The following is a 14,641-nucleotide window of genomic DNA, read 5'->3' as shown; positions in this document are numbered from 1 at the left end:
AATCAGATCGGCATCTCTATAATAATGAACGAAAAACAAACCTTCAGATTTATGGCAATAACATTCCCGGCATTTCTCGTGTTAATGGGCATACTTTACATTAGGGGCACCATTATTGTTAAGAACTACGGCTTTAACGGGAATGTAGATACGGTAGAATATGATGTTAAAGGAACCCCTACTGTTAAAATACGGGGCCGGGAGTATTGTTTGGGTGATAATGATTGGCTTATAAACCATCAGATACAGCAAGGCGATTCGCTAATAAAAATCAAGGGACAAATGACCTTCAAAATCATTAAAAAAGAAACAGGAAAAGTTATTGTAATAAAATAACTCCCTTTGCCTTCGCCCACCCTTCGACGACGCTCAGGATGACACCCCACACGCTTTTTGTAGAGCCACATATTTGTGACTCCCCTATGCAAATCGATATGCAAAAGCACATACCCAAAAGAGCCACAAATATGTGGCTCTACGAATGAACTGCCGTTAATCAGCGCTCAAACTTAGCTACCCTGGTAGGCGCATCTTTACCCGACACAATTGTACGCGCGCTGAGCGCAATAGCACGGATGGCCAGCGTAATGTTTTTCACATCCAGGGTTTTCAATTCATCTGTTACCTGGTGATAGTCATGGTCTACATCAATCTGATCCGTGCTGATAGTGTGGGCTGGTACGCCCTGCATGGCCAGCGTGGCGTTATCGCTGCGGTAAAACAGATTTTGCTCGGGGTATGGGTCTGGATAGAATTTAAATTGCGTTCCCTGCAGATTACGCTGCAATATCCTGCCAAAATCAGATCGCTCAAAGCCGGTAATAAAGGCCGAGTTACGGCCAAATTTTGAGGGCTTGCCAATCATCTCGATGTTAAACATAGCCACTACTTTATCCGGATTAACGGTGCTGGTAAAATAGCGCGCACCAAAGCCGCCAATCTCCTCGGCTGTAAAAGCCACAAAGATGAGTGTCCGCTCGTTGTTGTTTTGCTTTTTAAAATACTTAGCCAGTTCAATCACTGCAGTAGTGCCCGAGGCATCATCATCTGCGCCATTGTAAATACTATCTGGTGTCATGCCCTTGCCTATGCCCAGGTGGTCATAGTGGCCAGAGAAAACCACATACTCATCCGGCTTGCTTTTACCCGGAATCATGCCCGCTACGTTAAACAGCGGCACTTCTTTGTTATCTGCTTCGTAATGCACCGTCAGGCTTTTCAACTCATCAATCTTGCCTAATACAAAAACAACCTGTTGTGGTGCATGATTTTTATCGATAGCCGCACCACCCATTACCTGGGCGCGATAGGTCTTGAACACATCCGCAAAAGCGGGATCGACTAGCACCAAGGTTTTCCTGCCGTTTTTCACTAAACCACGATAATCTTTCCGCAAATCCTTACCTGCAGTTTCTCTAATGACCTGGATGCCATCGAGGCTATTCCAGTCAAACGAACCGATGCTCGCCGTAATGATATTCTCTGCAGGTACTACAGCTCCGTTTATACTCACCTGCATTTGTCGCGGCGTAACTTTAATCATCGAAGGGATATTTTGCCTGAAAGAACTATTCCCTGCCATGGGTTGCAAACCAGCGGCCTTAAACCGGTTTTCTATATAAGTGGCTGCTTTATCAATCCCCCGGCTAAAGGTCGCGCGGCCCTCCATGTCATCCGCAGATAGGGTAGCTATAGTTTGACGCACCTCTTTAACCTTGATTAGTTTGTTTACATTTTGAGCCTGCGCCGATATGCTAAGAGCCAGCAGTGCGTTAGCTATCATCAATCCCTTTTTCATGTTATTTCACTTTGCTGGTTAACCAAGCTTTTCTAAAATCGGCCTGCTCTGCGGTTAATTGTTGTCCGATGGTTTCAATTGGCACCACTTCTAACTCGGGGTTCTCTACCACTTCAATAGTGGTATTATGCGTGCCGGTACGATTTTTAAATGTTACTGAAATTTTATCACCCGGTTTTTTTGCTCCCGCCAAGAAGGCCAACTTAACAAAGCTGGTAATTGATGAGCCATCGACACTGGTAATCAAATCGCCGGCATCAATTCCAGCCTTATACAGCGGCGAGTTTAAAGCCGTACTATTGAGGATAGTCACGCCGTCTGTTTCCACTGTGTACACCTGACCCGAACGGCTACGACTGACTGCCGAGCCGATGTTACCAATCCAACCCTTGCCTGGTTTGGCTTTGCGCACCACCATGCCGGCTTTAGCCAACAGAGCGGTGTAATCATTTTTTTCTATCCCGTAAACGTATTTGTTAAAAAAGTCAGCCGCAAACTTGGGGTCTTTAGTAGTGGTTGCCAGCACTTTTTGCAAGTCGGGGATGGTATATGGTTTCATTACCTTGCCCATAGTGAGCCATACATTACGCATATAATCATCCAGCGTTAAATGATAATCGGCACGCAGGCGCAGATCAAGCGCCAGGGCAATGGCGCCGCCGTAGTAATAATAGCTGGTAAAGATATTATTATTGTTGTTGGGATCGATGGATACACCTGCATCAGCAAAAACCGAATAACGACTCATCTGCACTGCCGGGTATTTGGCTGCCCCCGGCTGATTTAGCACCGCATTGAGCAAGCCTGCCAATGTTTGGCCGTACTCCTCCGAGGTGTGAAAACCGGCGCGTACCAGTACCAGCCCGCCGTAATATTGGGTAAAACCTTCGGCAAACCAAAGCTCATTGCTCATATTGGCATGCTCAAAGTTGAATGGTTCTAATGATTTTGGCCTGATACGTTTCACATTCCAACTGTGGAAATACTCGTGCGAGAAAGTGCTCATCATTTTCAGCTCGTTGCCTTCTACCTTATCAAGCATGTGTACAATGCAGGTAGAGTTTCTGTGCTCCATGCCGTCGCCATCGTTAGCGGGATACACATCATCAAGGAAGGTATAGTTGCCAAAATCATAGGCTGGCAATTCGCCAAAAACGGCTTGTTCTTCCAGCACCATTTTCTGCACCATTTTGGCAAAATTATCAATCACAGGCTGCCCGTCGTCGGAGTGGATGCTCAGGTGGATGCCTTGCTTCTTACCATCGGGATTGCTTACCTCCCAGCTACTTTCTTTCGAGGCAGAAAGCTCGGCCGGGCTGTCCATCATATACTGAAAGTTGGGGGCATAGAAAGCGTCGTTACCCTCAGCTTTTAACTGGGTTGATACATGCCATCCGTTTTTATCCAGGTCTTTAAACAGAAAGTGGACGGGGCGCTCGTCCATCCCCTCTGCCCATAAAACAGCTGCAGGCATATTCAGGTGTGCGTGGCTGGCATCTATGCTGGCATAGGTGCCATCGGTCCAGTTGGCAAACAGGGTATACGTTATTTTCACACTGGCGCCATGATTGGCAATCTCATACACATCGCCTTCTATCTGCTTAACAGTGATAGGAGTACCCGCTTCGCTAAAAGCTTTTACATTATAAATGTTTTTACCAAACTCATGCGTAGCATAACGGCCCGCGCTAGATCTACTCATACGCACGCGCAAAGGGCCACTTTCAAGACCACCTATCCGCAAACCAACCTCTGCCTCATGATGCTCAGGATGCGGAAAAGAGAAAGAATAATAAATATCATTTTGCGCAAAAAGCGTAGCCGCGCTGAGCATGGCAGCAGCGGTTAAAAGCAATTTCTTCATACCTGGTGTTTAGCAGGGCTCAAGGTAGGATTTTGAACCGAAATTTTTAGAACGGCTGTTCGCAGAGCCACATATTTGTGGCTCCAACATGCAAAATCTTGTCACCAGGAGCCACAAATATGTGGCTCTACAGGTATATCCTTTCTGCCTCCTGATTACTCCGTCATGATTCACTTCAAAACCTAATTACTATCTTCACCCCCATGTCTAATTTAAAAACCAACCTTCACCGGCTTTGTCTTGACATTGTGGAGCAGCGCATGGAAACAGGGCGGCAAGCGCTCAAATCAGCAGAGGATGGTGCCGAGCAGGAAACCAAGAGCAGTGCGGGAGACAAGTATGAGACCGCCCGCGAGATGATGCAGCAGGAAAAAAACCGAGCGATGGCCCAACTGAACGAGGCCAATAAATTGCTGGTTGCGCTGCAAGGCATCAGCACCAATGGCGAGGCCGAAAAGGTTCAAGCCGGAAGCGTAATCAGTACAGATAAGGGCAACTTCTATTTGTCTATCAGCGCAGGGGTGATTAAGTTTGAGGGGAAAGATTATTTTGCGGTATCGCCGGCATCGCCCATCGGCACAAAACTAATGGGCAAGCAAAAAGGCGACAGCTTTGATATGAACGGCAAACACTACCAAATTATAAACGTCATCTAACCGAATCATCAAACATTATGAACTTAAAATTATCTGCCACGCTCGGGCTGGCACTAGCATTTGCCCTGGGTACGGGTACTGCGCAGGCGCAAAAAAGAACAGACGTGCCTAAAAACTTTAACATCGTTTTTATTGGTAACAGCATTACCCATGGTGCAGGGTTGAAAGACCCGGCCACCGAAGCACCGCCCGTAGAGACCGTTGCCTGGCTGAAAAAACAAAAGGGCATGGGCAAGATTGATTTTAGAAACATGGGCGTCAGCGGCCGCACAACGGTTGATTTTTTACCCGGCGGACCAAAATGTTTTCAACAGGTAGAAGAAGCCACCAATAGCTTTGCCGACAAACAGGCTCAACTTGTTTTCTCTATTATTTTAGGCACTAATGACAGCGCCGTGAAAGGGCCCAATGGCGCACCGGTAGCCGTGGTTGATTACAGTGCCAACCTGCGCAAAATAGCCGATAAGCTTTTAGAAGAATTCCCGGGTTGTAAGATCATTTTTCAGCAGCCTATATGGTATAGTAAAAACACCCACAACCGCTCTACCTATGATGCCGAAGGCCTGGAACGCCTGCAAACCTATTTCCCGGCCATTAAACGGGTGGTGCGCAGTTACCGCGACTCTATCCCCGGTCGTGTATTTATGGGTGATACCCGTGCTTATGGATTTTTCAGGAAACATGCCGAAGCCAACTTTCAGCATGAGAACGGCGCCGAAGGCATTTTCTTTCTACACCCCAATAAGGAGGGCGCAGTTATTTTAGGCGATTTCTGGGCAAAGGCGATTTATAAGAAACTACAGTAATAAACCACAACGTCATTCCTCGCAATAACGTATTTGACTAAAGCAAAAAGAGCCGGAAGATATCTCCCGGCTCTTTTTGCTTTAGCTGTCACGACTACCAATTTAGTCATGATGCCCGTGACCACCACCGTGGCCATTGCCATGACCTTCACCATGGCCGTGTTCTCCACCACCATGGTCTTCACCGTGGCCCCGGCCATTTCCATGGCCGCGTCCCTGATCATTACCGTCACCATGACCCCAGCCGTTATGACGGCCGTTATCGCCGTGCCAGTGCTCGCGGTAGCGATCGTCGCGGCTATCGCGAATAATCACCTGGCCGCCTCTGCCTCTGTAACCGCCATAAGCGTTGCGGTAATAAGCATTCCTTAACCATGGGTTAGGGCGGTTTACCACCACTTTGTAACCACGATAAACATCATAATTACGGTAACGGCCAGGCAAATAGGCGCGATGCACCCATACACCGCCTTCATCATATACGTAGCAATGTGCAGGCACATCATAATAGGCGTCTACGTCTGGCAGATAATAATAGTTTACATAATCATAACCAACGGGGCCCCATTCGGGTTGGCTGCCAATGTTCAGGTGTACACCAATGTGTACCTGGGCAGCAGCGGGCTTGGCAAACATCAGGCCGCCAAGCAATGCAGAAAATAAGAATAACCTTTTCATAGTCTTGTTAAATAGGTATTGTGGAAGTAAGACAATTTTTAGGCACGAAGGTTTAAATTTTTTTAACAAAAAACCCCGCCGGGATGGGCGGGGCTTCTATATTTCGACCTAAAAATCTGTGTTTCTTAGTGATGACCGCGGCCATTATCATGATCGTCATGGTCACCATGACCGTTCGGGCGACCGTGATCGTCACGACCTTGTTTGTTCCAACCGTTATGGTTGCCATTATCATGCCAGTGGTTGGTGTATTTCTTGTCGCGGCTATCGCGAATTACCGCCTGGCCACGGCGACCTTTAAAGCTGGCGTATTTAGCGCGGTTAGCGGCAGCGTTTCTCCATGGCTCTGGCTGGTTAAGCACTACTTTGTAGCTGTTGTACACATCAAAGTTGCCGTAACGGGCAGGCAGTGCAGTGGTGCGCACCCAGGCATTGTTTTGAAAGTAAACATACTGATGAGATGGCACATAATAATAAGCATCAATATCAGGGAAATAGTAATACTCGGCATGATCATAGCCGGTTGGGCCCCATTCTGGCTGGCTGCCTATGTTTAAGTTAAGATTGATCTTTAACTGGGCATCGGCTAATTTGAACGTGAAGGTGCTTAATACTAAAGCAACTCCAAAGATGATCTTTTTCATAGTTGTACGTTTTTTTATTGTTTGGTATTAGGACAGCAAATAGACAGCAAAAGTTTAATATTGTTTTGTATCGTCTTGGTTACAATTGATTCAAATTATAACCAAACGTTAACAAAGGTGCCCTAAAACAACGCATTCGGCGCGTGCACTATGATAGCTGTGCATTTGTTCTGCCCGTCAAATTCAAAAGCAATACCGGCACGTACATCATCATATACTTTTCTCCCAGCCCATTGGTGCGGCACAAGTTTATAGATGGTTTTTATTTCAGCCAAAGTCATACCCGTGCGCACATCATTAATGGTTTTATATTTGGGTGAGGTGATGCGAATTTGCTTCACCACATTATCCACCGTATGCCGCTTTGAAGTTAACTGACCGGCGTAGATAGTCAACGAGTGCCCGGTACTATCGTGCTCATCATACCAGGTTGATACCGATATATCGCCGCTTGTTATCTTACGGTCAGGTTCGCCCCATTCAGCGGTTGATTTGCCGGCATCGCTAAACAAAACAATATGGCCAATGGCCTTACCCGGCTCTATATGTTTGTAGGAGTTAGTTTCTTTACTGATGATGTAAGTAGTTGTGTCTGATATAACGCCCTGCCGTTTTTTAGGCGTTTGTCCAAATGCTGATAGCCCGATCAGCATTAGAATTAATGTATTCTTGATCATAATTTTCGGGTTTGATTGGTATATAACCAAAACCAGCTTATTTTGTTAGTTTGGATGATAATGACTCCCGGACAACAGGTAATACAAGAATGGTATCAGCGCAGGGGCTGGCACCAGTTTCCGTTTCAGCAAGAAATGGAGGAAGCCTATTTGGGCGGTAACTCCGGTTTGCTTAATGCACCTACGGGCAGCGGCAAAACATTTGCGCTATTTATGCCTTTTTTGGCTGGCTACATTAACCGCCACCCCAATGATTACCTGACGCGCAGCAACAACGGACTGCTCATGCTGTGGATCACCCCGCTGCGGGCGTTGACCAACGATATCCGCAAAGCCATGCAGGAAGCCTGCGCCGAACTGGGCCTGCCGTGGACGGTAGCCACCCGAACCGGCGATACCTCTGCTGCCGAAAAAGCATCCATCAAAAAAAAGCTGCCTGAAGTGCTGCTCACCACCCCAGAAAGTCTGCACCTGATGCTGGCTCAGAAAGAATATCCCAAATTGTTTCAAAACCTGGAGGTGGTGGTGATAGATGAATGGCACGAGCTGCTGGGCACTAAGCGTGGTGTGCAGGTTGAGTTAGGGTTATCGAGGCTGAGACACCTCTCCCTAGCCCTCTCCGAAGGAGAGGGAACGAACGGGGTTAACGGCGGGGTAAGCATCTGGGGCATCAGCGCAACCATCGGCAACCTGGAGCAAGCGGCAGAAGTACTGCTGGGCAACAACTTCCCGGCGCAACGCATCAAACTTATCCGTGCGCATATTGATAAAAAGCTGGTCATCAAATCGGTGATACCGGATGATGTGGAAAGCTACTCATGGTCAGGACATATTGGCATCAAGCTGCTGCCCCGGGTGATGGAGATTGTGGCCAAAAGCAAAACCACGCTGATCTTTTGCAATACCCGCTCGCAATCGGAGATCTGGTATCATGCTATTCTGGATAATTACCCTGAGTATGCGGGCGTGATGGCCATGCATCATGGCTCGTTGGATAATGAGCTGCGCAATTGGGTAGAACAAGCCCTCCATGCCGAGGCGTTGAAAGTGGTGGTATGCACATCGAGCCTTGACCTTGGGGTGGATTTTCGACCGGTGGATACCATTGTGCAAGTGGGCAGCCCCAAAGGGGTGGCCCGTTTTATGCAGCGCGCCGGGCGAAGCGGTCACCACCCCGGGGCAACATCATTGGCCTATTATGTGCCCACCCACTCGCTGGAACTACTGGAGGGTGCCGCGTTGAAACAGGCCATCAGGCAAGGCATTTTTGAAAGCCGAGACCCAATTCTGCTCGCCATGGATGTGCTGATCCAGTATATGGTAACACTGGCCGTATCAGACGGATTTCGGGCCGATGAATTATATAACGAGGTAAAAAGCACTTTTGCCTTTGCCGATTTGCGGCGTGATGAATTTAACCAGCTGCTGGATTTTATTACCAATGGCGGCAAAACGCTGGCTCAGTATGACGAGTTTTTAAAAGTTGAGGTGGAGAACGGGCTGTACAAAGTAAACAGCCGCCGGGTGGCTATGCGGCATCGGTTGAGCATCGGCACCATTACCAGCGAGCTGAGCTTGCGCGTGGCCTGGCTGAGCGGCGGCGGGTTGGGAACTATAGAGGAAAGCTTTATCTCCAAACTGAAACCCGGTAATGTGTTTTGGTTTGCCGGCCGCAGCCTGGAGTTTGTAAAAGTGAAGGAAATGACGGCCTATGTGCGCAAATCCAACAAAACTAAGGGCATCATTCCCAGCTGGGCAGGGGGCAGGATGCCGTTATCGTCGCAACTCTCGGCAGTATTTAGAGATAAGTTGGATGAGGTATCGCACGGGGTAGAGGAGGATGAGGAAGTAATAGCGCTACGTCCGCTGTTTAAGTTGCAGGAGCAGTTATCGCACCTACCACAAAGCAACGAGTTTTTGATCGAGTCTTTTCATTCTGAGGATGGGCATCACCTGCTATTCTATCCTTTTGAGGGCCGGTTGGTGCACGAGGGGATGGCATCGCTGCTGGCCTATCGTATCTCTAAACTCAAAAGCGCCAGCTACTCCATCGCCATGAATGATTATGGTTTTGAATTGCTGACCGACGAAGAAATCCCTATCCGCGAAGCGTTAGAAACAGACGACCTGTTTAGTATCCATAACTTGATAGATGATATTCAGCACAGCCTCAACGCTAACGAGATGGCGCGTCGCAAATTCAGAGACATCGCCCACATCGGCGGACTGGTATTTACCGGTTATCCCGGTCAAACCATTCGCAACAAGCACCTGCAGGCATCAACCTCCTTGCTCTTCGAGGTCTTTAGCGAATATGAGCCCGATAATCTGCTGGTACGCCAGGCCTATAACGAGGCCCTGGCTTTTCAACTAGAAGAATTTCGTCTGCGGGCGGCCCTACAACGCATCAGCCAGCAAAGCATCATCCTAAAAGAAATTGAACGCCCAACGCCATTTGCGTTCCCCATTATGGTCGATAGCCTCGGTCGCGAAAAGCTGACCACCGAAACAATGGAGGAGCGCGTAGCAAAAATGGCCCGCCAATATGGTGCCGAAGGGGTAAAAACCAAAGAGCGTCCTGAAGGTGAAAAGAAAAAATTTTCGGCAAGGACGTCGCGGAAAAAGGGCCTCTGACAGCGGCCAGAGGCCGCCAGATAGTCGTCACTCGCGAAGACGCCACTGGTGTTGGGAATTCAGGAAAAGGGTGTCATGTTGAGCTTGTCGAAACACGCGCGGTGGCCTTTTATCGTGCGATTACCCACCACACGCCCTTCGACAGGCTCAGGATGACAGCCCTCGCTCTTTGCTTGCTAACTAATTACTATGCTCTATGGACCGAACAACTACCGCTTCGCCCTCATCCTGCTCAAAAACTCGGGACTAACGCCTATATAAGCCGCCACCTGCTTTTGCGGGATGTGGTGGATCAACGTTGGGTAGCGCTGGCAAAATTTATCGTAACGCTCCTGTCCCGTCAGGCTCAAACGGTCTATCAGACGTTGTTGATGGGCCACCAACGAGTTCTCGGCCAGAATGCGGAAGAAGCGCTCAAACTTGGGCAGATCCTGGTAAAGTTGTAATTGATCTGCCTTGCTCAGCATCAGCATTTCGGTTTCTTCCATGGCCTCAATATTAAGCGTACCCGGCCTGCCGCTAATGAGGCTGTACATATCAGCCATCCACCAATCAGCCGGGGCGAAGGCGATGACATGCTCCAGGCCGTTCTTGTCCACATTATAGCTGCGCAAACAGCCCGAAGTTACAAAGGCCGATTGCTTGCACACATCGCCATCATGCATTAAAAACTGTTTACGCTTCAGCTTAAACGGTTTTAGCAATGAAGTAAAGTGCTCCTTTTCCTCATCCGTCAACTGAATGTGCTTGCTAACGTTATCTAATATCAACTGGAACGACATGGGGGCTTAATTGCTTTGTTTTAGCCAAACATTACGCACGGCCATCTGCTGCGCGGTAGGGGTTTCTATACTCAAAATACGGTAACGCCTGGTGGCATTGCGTTTTAATGTTACCGGCAATACAATGTGCTGCCCGTCTCGAATAACGGTTACTTTCACCTGCTGCCCCACCGTTTTGTAAGCCAGCATAGCGCTCAGTTCTGTAAATGTTTCGCCATCTATGGCCACTATTTCATCATTCACATTCAAACCGTCAACCCATGCGGCACTGCCACGTTGCACAGATGAAATTACCGGACGGGCATTCACCGCTGTGATGCTGATGCCCAGCGCAGGGGTATTACTTTCGGCCAGTTCATCAACCAGCTTAAAGCCGGCGTAGCCCAGGTATCGGTCATAATCTATGGCAGCTGTGCCATAAATGTATCTGCTGTAAAACTCATCCAGGTTTTTGCCCGCAAATTTTTCCAGCGCCTGTTTAAACTCCGCATCGGTATAACCGCGTTGCTGCTTTTTGTAAAACTCATTGTAGGTATAGCTCATCACATCATCCAGCGAGTACTGGCCCTGGCTATCGTGAATAATTTCAAGATCCAGCATCATAGCAGCTACAGACCCTTTGGCGTAGTAGGACACCGTTGCATTAGGCGAGTTCTCATTCGGGCGATAGTATTTTATCCAGGCATCAAAGCTGGCATCAGCAACTGGCTGTACCAGGTTACCGGGCGCGTTTTCTATATTGTTGATATCGCCGCCAATCTGTCCCAGGTAATTCTGCTGCGTATAAAGCGCCATACGGTGCACTACCAGGTTATCGTAGTAATTGGTAAAACCCTCGGCAATCCACAAATCGGTAGTATAGTTTTCCTGCTCGTAATTAAACGGGCCCAGCACAAAGGGGCGCAGTCGTTTCACGTTCCACAAGTGAAAGTGCTCGTGTGCGCATAGGCTCAGGAAACGCTCATAAGTGGCTTCATCGGTATAACCATTACGCGTTGCACCTAAAACGGTACTGCTCAAATGCTCCAGACCGCCGCCGCTTTTATTATAGTTATGAACGATGAACACATAGCGGTGGTTAGGGTTTTCGCCAAAAATGGCTGTTTCTTCCTGCACCATTTTGGTCAGGTCCTTTACCAGTCGCGGTTTATCATAATTACCGCCCAGACACATGGCCAGTTCATATTTTACACCATCTACGTTAAAATGCGTAACATCCTGCGTCCCCACTTCAATGGGCGAGTCAAACAGGATATCGTAATTTGGCGAGGCGAGTGTAAACTGATCATCGCCCACCATATCTAAACTGGTAGAAACCGTTGTCCACCCCGCATACGGTTTTATGCTGATGGTTGCAGGCTGATCCAATCCTCCGGCCGGATATATAAAAACAGCGGCCGATGAGATGAACCCGTGGCGGGTATCTACAAACGGCGTACGTACCGAGATCTCAAAACAGTAGATACGGTACCGCACTTTCACCGTAGTAGCGCCGTTCAGCTCTACATGCCAGGTGTTTTTATTGATCTTGGCAATGCGCAACGGCTGGCCGTTCACTTCGGCACTAACCGATTCAATGTTGCGGGCAAACTCGCGCACCAGGTAGGAGCCCGGCGTCCAAACGGCCATTTTCAGGTCGATAGCAGGGCCGGTAATGCCCGCAATATCCATTTCTACATCGGTATAATGCGCCTGCGCCTCAGGGAAACTGAGCGTATAATGTATTTGCAGCCTGTCTGCTGCCTGCGTTGTTGTAGTAAGCATAGTAAAAAACAAAATAGCCGCTATTAACCAGCGATTTTTCATGCTTGCAAGATAGAAATTAGTATGGTAGTGCAAAAGAAGGGGAGCGGGCGGCCAAACAACCCGCTTGTCATTTCGAGCGAGCGAAGGGAGGGAATGAACTTTAGGGGCGACGAGAAATCTTAGACGAACGACAAACCAGCACGTTAGCATAGTAATCGTCTAAGATTTCTCCTCACGCTAACACACGCCCCTCTGCAAGCTCGGTCGAAATGACATGGGGTTTATTCTTCCCTTACATCCAGTTATACACTCATCTTAAAATAATTATCGCCATATTAGTAACACTCATTCAACCTTTTATATGGAACCTGTTTTGCCACTCCCAAAACCGCGCATACATTCCATAGATATCCTGCGGGGTATCATTATGGTGCTGATGGCGCTTGATCACACCCGCGATTTTTTCTCTAACGCTGCTTTTGATCCGCTTGATCTTGATAAAACTACGGCTGCCTATTACCTCACCCGCTGGGTTACCCATCTTTGTGCGCCAACGTTCATTTTTTTGTCGGGCGCCAGTGCTTATCTGTCGTCTCAAAGAAAAACCAGTCGGCAAACCTCCAGTTTTTTGCTGAGCCGCGGCTTATGGCTAATTTTCCTTGAACTAACGGTAGTTAATTTTGGATGGATGTTTGATCCCGGTTTCCACCTCGTATTTGCACAGGTTATCTGGGCTATCGGGTTCAGTATGATCTTCCTGGCGGCGCTGGTTTACCTAAAGCCCCTGCATATCGGCATCATCGGCCTGGCGCTTATTTTCGGGCATAACCTTTTTGACGGCATCAAATCGGCCTCTTGGGGGCAATACAAATTTTTCTGGATGTTTTTGCATGAGCAAAACCTGTATGTTATTAGTAAAACCCATGCCATTATGCTACTATACCCGGTGGTGCCCTGGTGCGGGGTAATGGCTGCAGGCTATGCCTTCGGCACATTGTTTCAGTTTGACCCAGCCGGCCGCCAGCGTTTGTTTATACAAATTGGCTTGTGTTGCATTTTGCTTTTCCTGCTGCTGCGCCTGTTTAACATCTACGGCGATCCGCGTCCGTGGGCACACCAGCATAACCTGGAAAAAGATGCGTTTGATATGATGAACGTGCAGAAATATCCGCCATCACTGGCCTACCTACTCATTACGCTGGGCATATCTATCGCCGCGCTGGGGTTGTTGGAGTTTACCAACAACGGCATCACTAAAACATTTACTACCTATGGGCGGGTACCCATGTTTTATTACGTGCTGCATATTTATTTACTGCATCTGGCAGCCCTGTTTACGGCCATGGGCAAGCACACTTCGCTAAACAGCCTCACAGCAGTGGGGTTGGGGCCACAACATGGCTTTAGTTTGCCGGTGATTTACCTCATCTGGCTCTCGGTTGTCATCCTGCTTTATTTTCCTTGCTATTGGTTTATGAAGGTTAAACAGCGTCGGCGCGATTGGTGGCTCAGTTATGTATAGCCATTACATACCTGTTCCGACTTTCGCGCAAAAAACATAACTTCGCCGACTGAATTACCATTGACAATGAAATTATTAGAAGGAAAAGTAGCGCTTATTACCGGCGCATCTAAAGGAATAGGCCGTAAGATTGCCGAAAAATTTGCCGAGCACGGCGCCAAAGTAGCGTTTACCTACCTGTCATCAGTAGAAAAAGGCCAGGAACTGGAGCAGGAACTGCAAAGCTTTGGCACCCAGGTAAAAGGCTACCGTTCTGACGCCTCTAAGTTTGATGAGGCCGAAAAACTGGTGAACGATATTGTTGCCGATTTTGGCTCACTCCACATCGTTGTTAACAACGCCGGCATTACCAAAGACGGCCTGTTGATGCGTATGACCGAAGAACAATGGGACGAAGTACTGGACGTTAACCTGAAATCAATCTTCAACGTTACCAAGGCGGCTTCTAAAATTATGATGAAAAACCGTCAGGGTGTGTTTATTAACATGAGCTCTGTGGTTGGTGTACAAGGCAACGCCGGTCAGGCTAACTATGCGGCTTCTAAAGCGGGCATCATCGGTTTCTCAAAATCAATTGCTAAAGAGCTGGGCAGCCGTAACATCCGCACCAATGTGGTAGCGCCGGGCTTCATCAAAACCGAAATGACCGAAGTGCTGGACCCTAAAGTGGTTGAAGGCTGGGAAGCTAACATTCCGCTGAAACGCGCCGGCGAAACTCAGGATATTGCCAACGCCTGCGTTTTCTTAGCGTCAGACATGGCCGCTTACATTACCGGTCAGGTAATTGCGGTTGACGGTGGGATGCTGTAGCATTTTGCATTCCGGAATTTCGAT

13 protein-coding genes are annotated in these 14,641 nt (G+C 48.2%); 6 read left to right on the top strand and 7 right to left on the bottom strand.

The annotated features are described in order from the left end of the window. Positions 1-24: 24 nt before the first annotated feature. Positions 25-336: a hypothetical protein gene (locus ABZR88_RS20840; RefSeq protein WP_107827884.1), complete on the top strand. Its 312-nt coding sequence runs from the start codon at positions 25-27 to the stop codon at positions 334-336. A 160-nt stretch (positions 337-496) separates the two neighbouring features. On the opposite strand, the gene ABZR88_RS20835 is transcribed toward ABZR88_RS20840, so the two are convergent. Together ABZR88_RS20835 and ABZR88_RS20830 are read right to left on the bottom strand one after the other, a co-directional pair. Further along, positions 497-1,798, bottom strand: a complete 1,302-nt coding sequence (locus ABZR88_RS20835) for a M20/M25/M40 family metallo-hydrolase (protein ID WP_107827883.1) — start codon at positions 1,796-1,798, stop codon at positions 497-499. A 1-nt stretch (position 1,799) separates the two neighbouring features. Further along, a complete protein-coding gene (locus tag ABZR88_RS20830) occupies positions 1,800-3,662 on the bottom strand; it encodes a M61 family metallopeptidase (protein ID WP_107827882.1) in 1,863 nt (620 codons plus the stop codon). Positions 3,663-3,865: 203 nt separating this feature from the next. Between ABZR88_RS20830 and ABZR88_RS20825 the strand changes: the two genes are divergently transcribed. Together ABZR88_RS20825 and ABZR88_RS20820 are read left to right on the top strand one after the other, a co-directional pair. After that, entirely contained in the window at positions 3,866-4,318 is a 453-nt protein-coding gene (locus ABZR88_RS20825; protein ID WP_107827881.1) for a 3-oxoacyl-ACP synthase, read from the top strand. A gap of 17 nt (positions 4,319-4,335) precedes the next feature. Then, entirely contained in the window at positions 4,336-5,124 is a 789-nt protein-coding gene (locus ABZR88_RS20820) for a GDSL-type esterase/lipase family protein (RefSeq protein ID WP_107827880.1), read from the top strand. Positions 5,125-5,226: 102 nt separating this feature from the next. On the opposite strand, the gene ABZR88_RS20815 is transcribed toward ABZR88_RS20820, so the two are convergent. The 3 genes from ABZR88_RS20815 to ABZR88_RS20805 form a co-directional block, all read right to left on the bottom strand. Further along, on the bottom strand, positions 5,227-5,802 hold the full coding sequence (locus tag ABZR88_RS20815; RefSeq protein WP_211309766.1) for a hypothetical protein: 576 nt from the start codon (positions 5,800-5,802) through the stop codon (positions 5,227-5,229). A gap of 125 nt (positions 5,803-5,927) precedes the next feature. Then, positions 5,928-6,446, bottom strand: coding sequence for a hypothetical protein (locus tag ABZR88_RS20810; RefSeq protein WP_107827879.1), 519 nt, complete (start codon positions 6,444-6,446; stop codon positions 5,928-5,930). 122 nt (positions 6,447-6,568) lie between these two features. After that, a complete protein-coding gene (locus ABZR88_RS20805) occupies positions 6,569-7,123 on the bottom strand; it encodes a hypothetical protein (RefSeq protein WP_107827878.1) in 555 nt (184 codons plus the stop codon). 60 nt (positions 7,124-7,183) lie between these two features. Between ABZR88_RS20805 and ABZR88_RS20800 the strand changes: the two genes are divergently transcribed. Continuing rightward, positions 7,184-9,757, top strand: coding sequence for a ligase-associated DNA damage response DEXH box helicase (locus ABZR88_RS20800; RefSeq protein ID WP_170113564.1), 2,574 nt, complete (start codon positions 7,184-7,186; stop codon positions 9,755-9,757). A 209-nt stretch (positions 9,758-9,966) separates the two neighbouring features. Here the strand turns inward: ABZR88_RS20800 and ABZR88_RS20795 are convergent, their stop codons facing one another. Together ABZR88_RS20795 and ABZR88_RS20790 are read right to left on the bottom strand one after the other, a co-directional pair. Then, on the bottom strand, positions 9,967-10,539 hold the full coding sequence (locus ABZR88_RS20795) for a Crp/Fnr family transcriptional regulator (protein ID WP_107827876.1): 573 nt from the start codon (positions 10,537-10,539) through the stop codon (positions 9,967-9,969). Positions 10,540-10,545: 6 nt separating this feature from the next. Beyond that, positions 10,546-12,345 (bottom strand): M61 family metallopeptidase, encoded by a 1,800-nt coding sequence (locus ABZR88_RS20790; protein WP_245917011.1) that lies wholly within the window; start codon positions 12,343-12,345, stop codon positions 10,546-10,548. 301 nt (positions 12,346-12,646) lie between these two features. Between ABZR88_RS20790 and ABZR88_RS20785 the strand changes: the two genes are divergently transcribed. After that, positions 12,647-13,807 carry a DUF1624 domain-containing protein gene (locus ABZR88_RS20785; RefSeq protein WP_107827875.1) on the top strand — a complete coding sequence of 387 codons (1,161 nt, stop codon included), beginning with the start codon at positions 12,647-12,649 and terminating at the stop codon, positions 13,805-13,807. Positions 13,808-13,873: 66 nt separating this feature from the next. Then, positions 13,874-14,617 (top strand): 3-oxoacyl-[acyl-carrier-protein] reductase, encoded by a 744-nt coding sequence (fabG, locus tag ABZR88_RS20780; protein WP_107827874.1) that lies wholly within the window; start codon positions 13,874-13,876, stop codon positions 14,615-14,617. The last annotated feature ends 24 nt before the right edge of the window (positions 14,618-14,641 follow it).

Source organism: Mucilaginibacter yixingensis (assembly GCF_041080815.1).
Classification (GTDB): domain Bacteria; phylum Bacteroidota; class Bacteroidia; order Sphingobacteriales; family Sphingobacteriaceae; genus Mucilaginibacter; species Mucilaginibacter yixingensis.
Note: the sequence above shows the minus strand (reverse complement) of the source record. Positions and strands in the feature narration are given on the sequence as shown.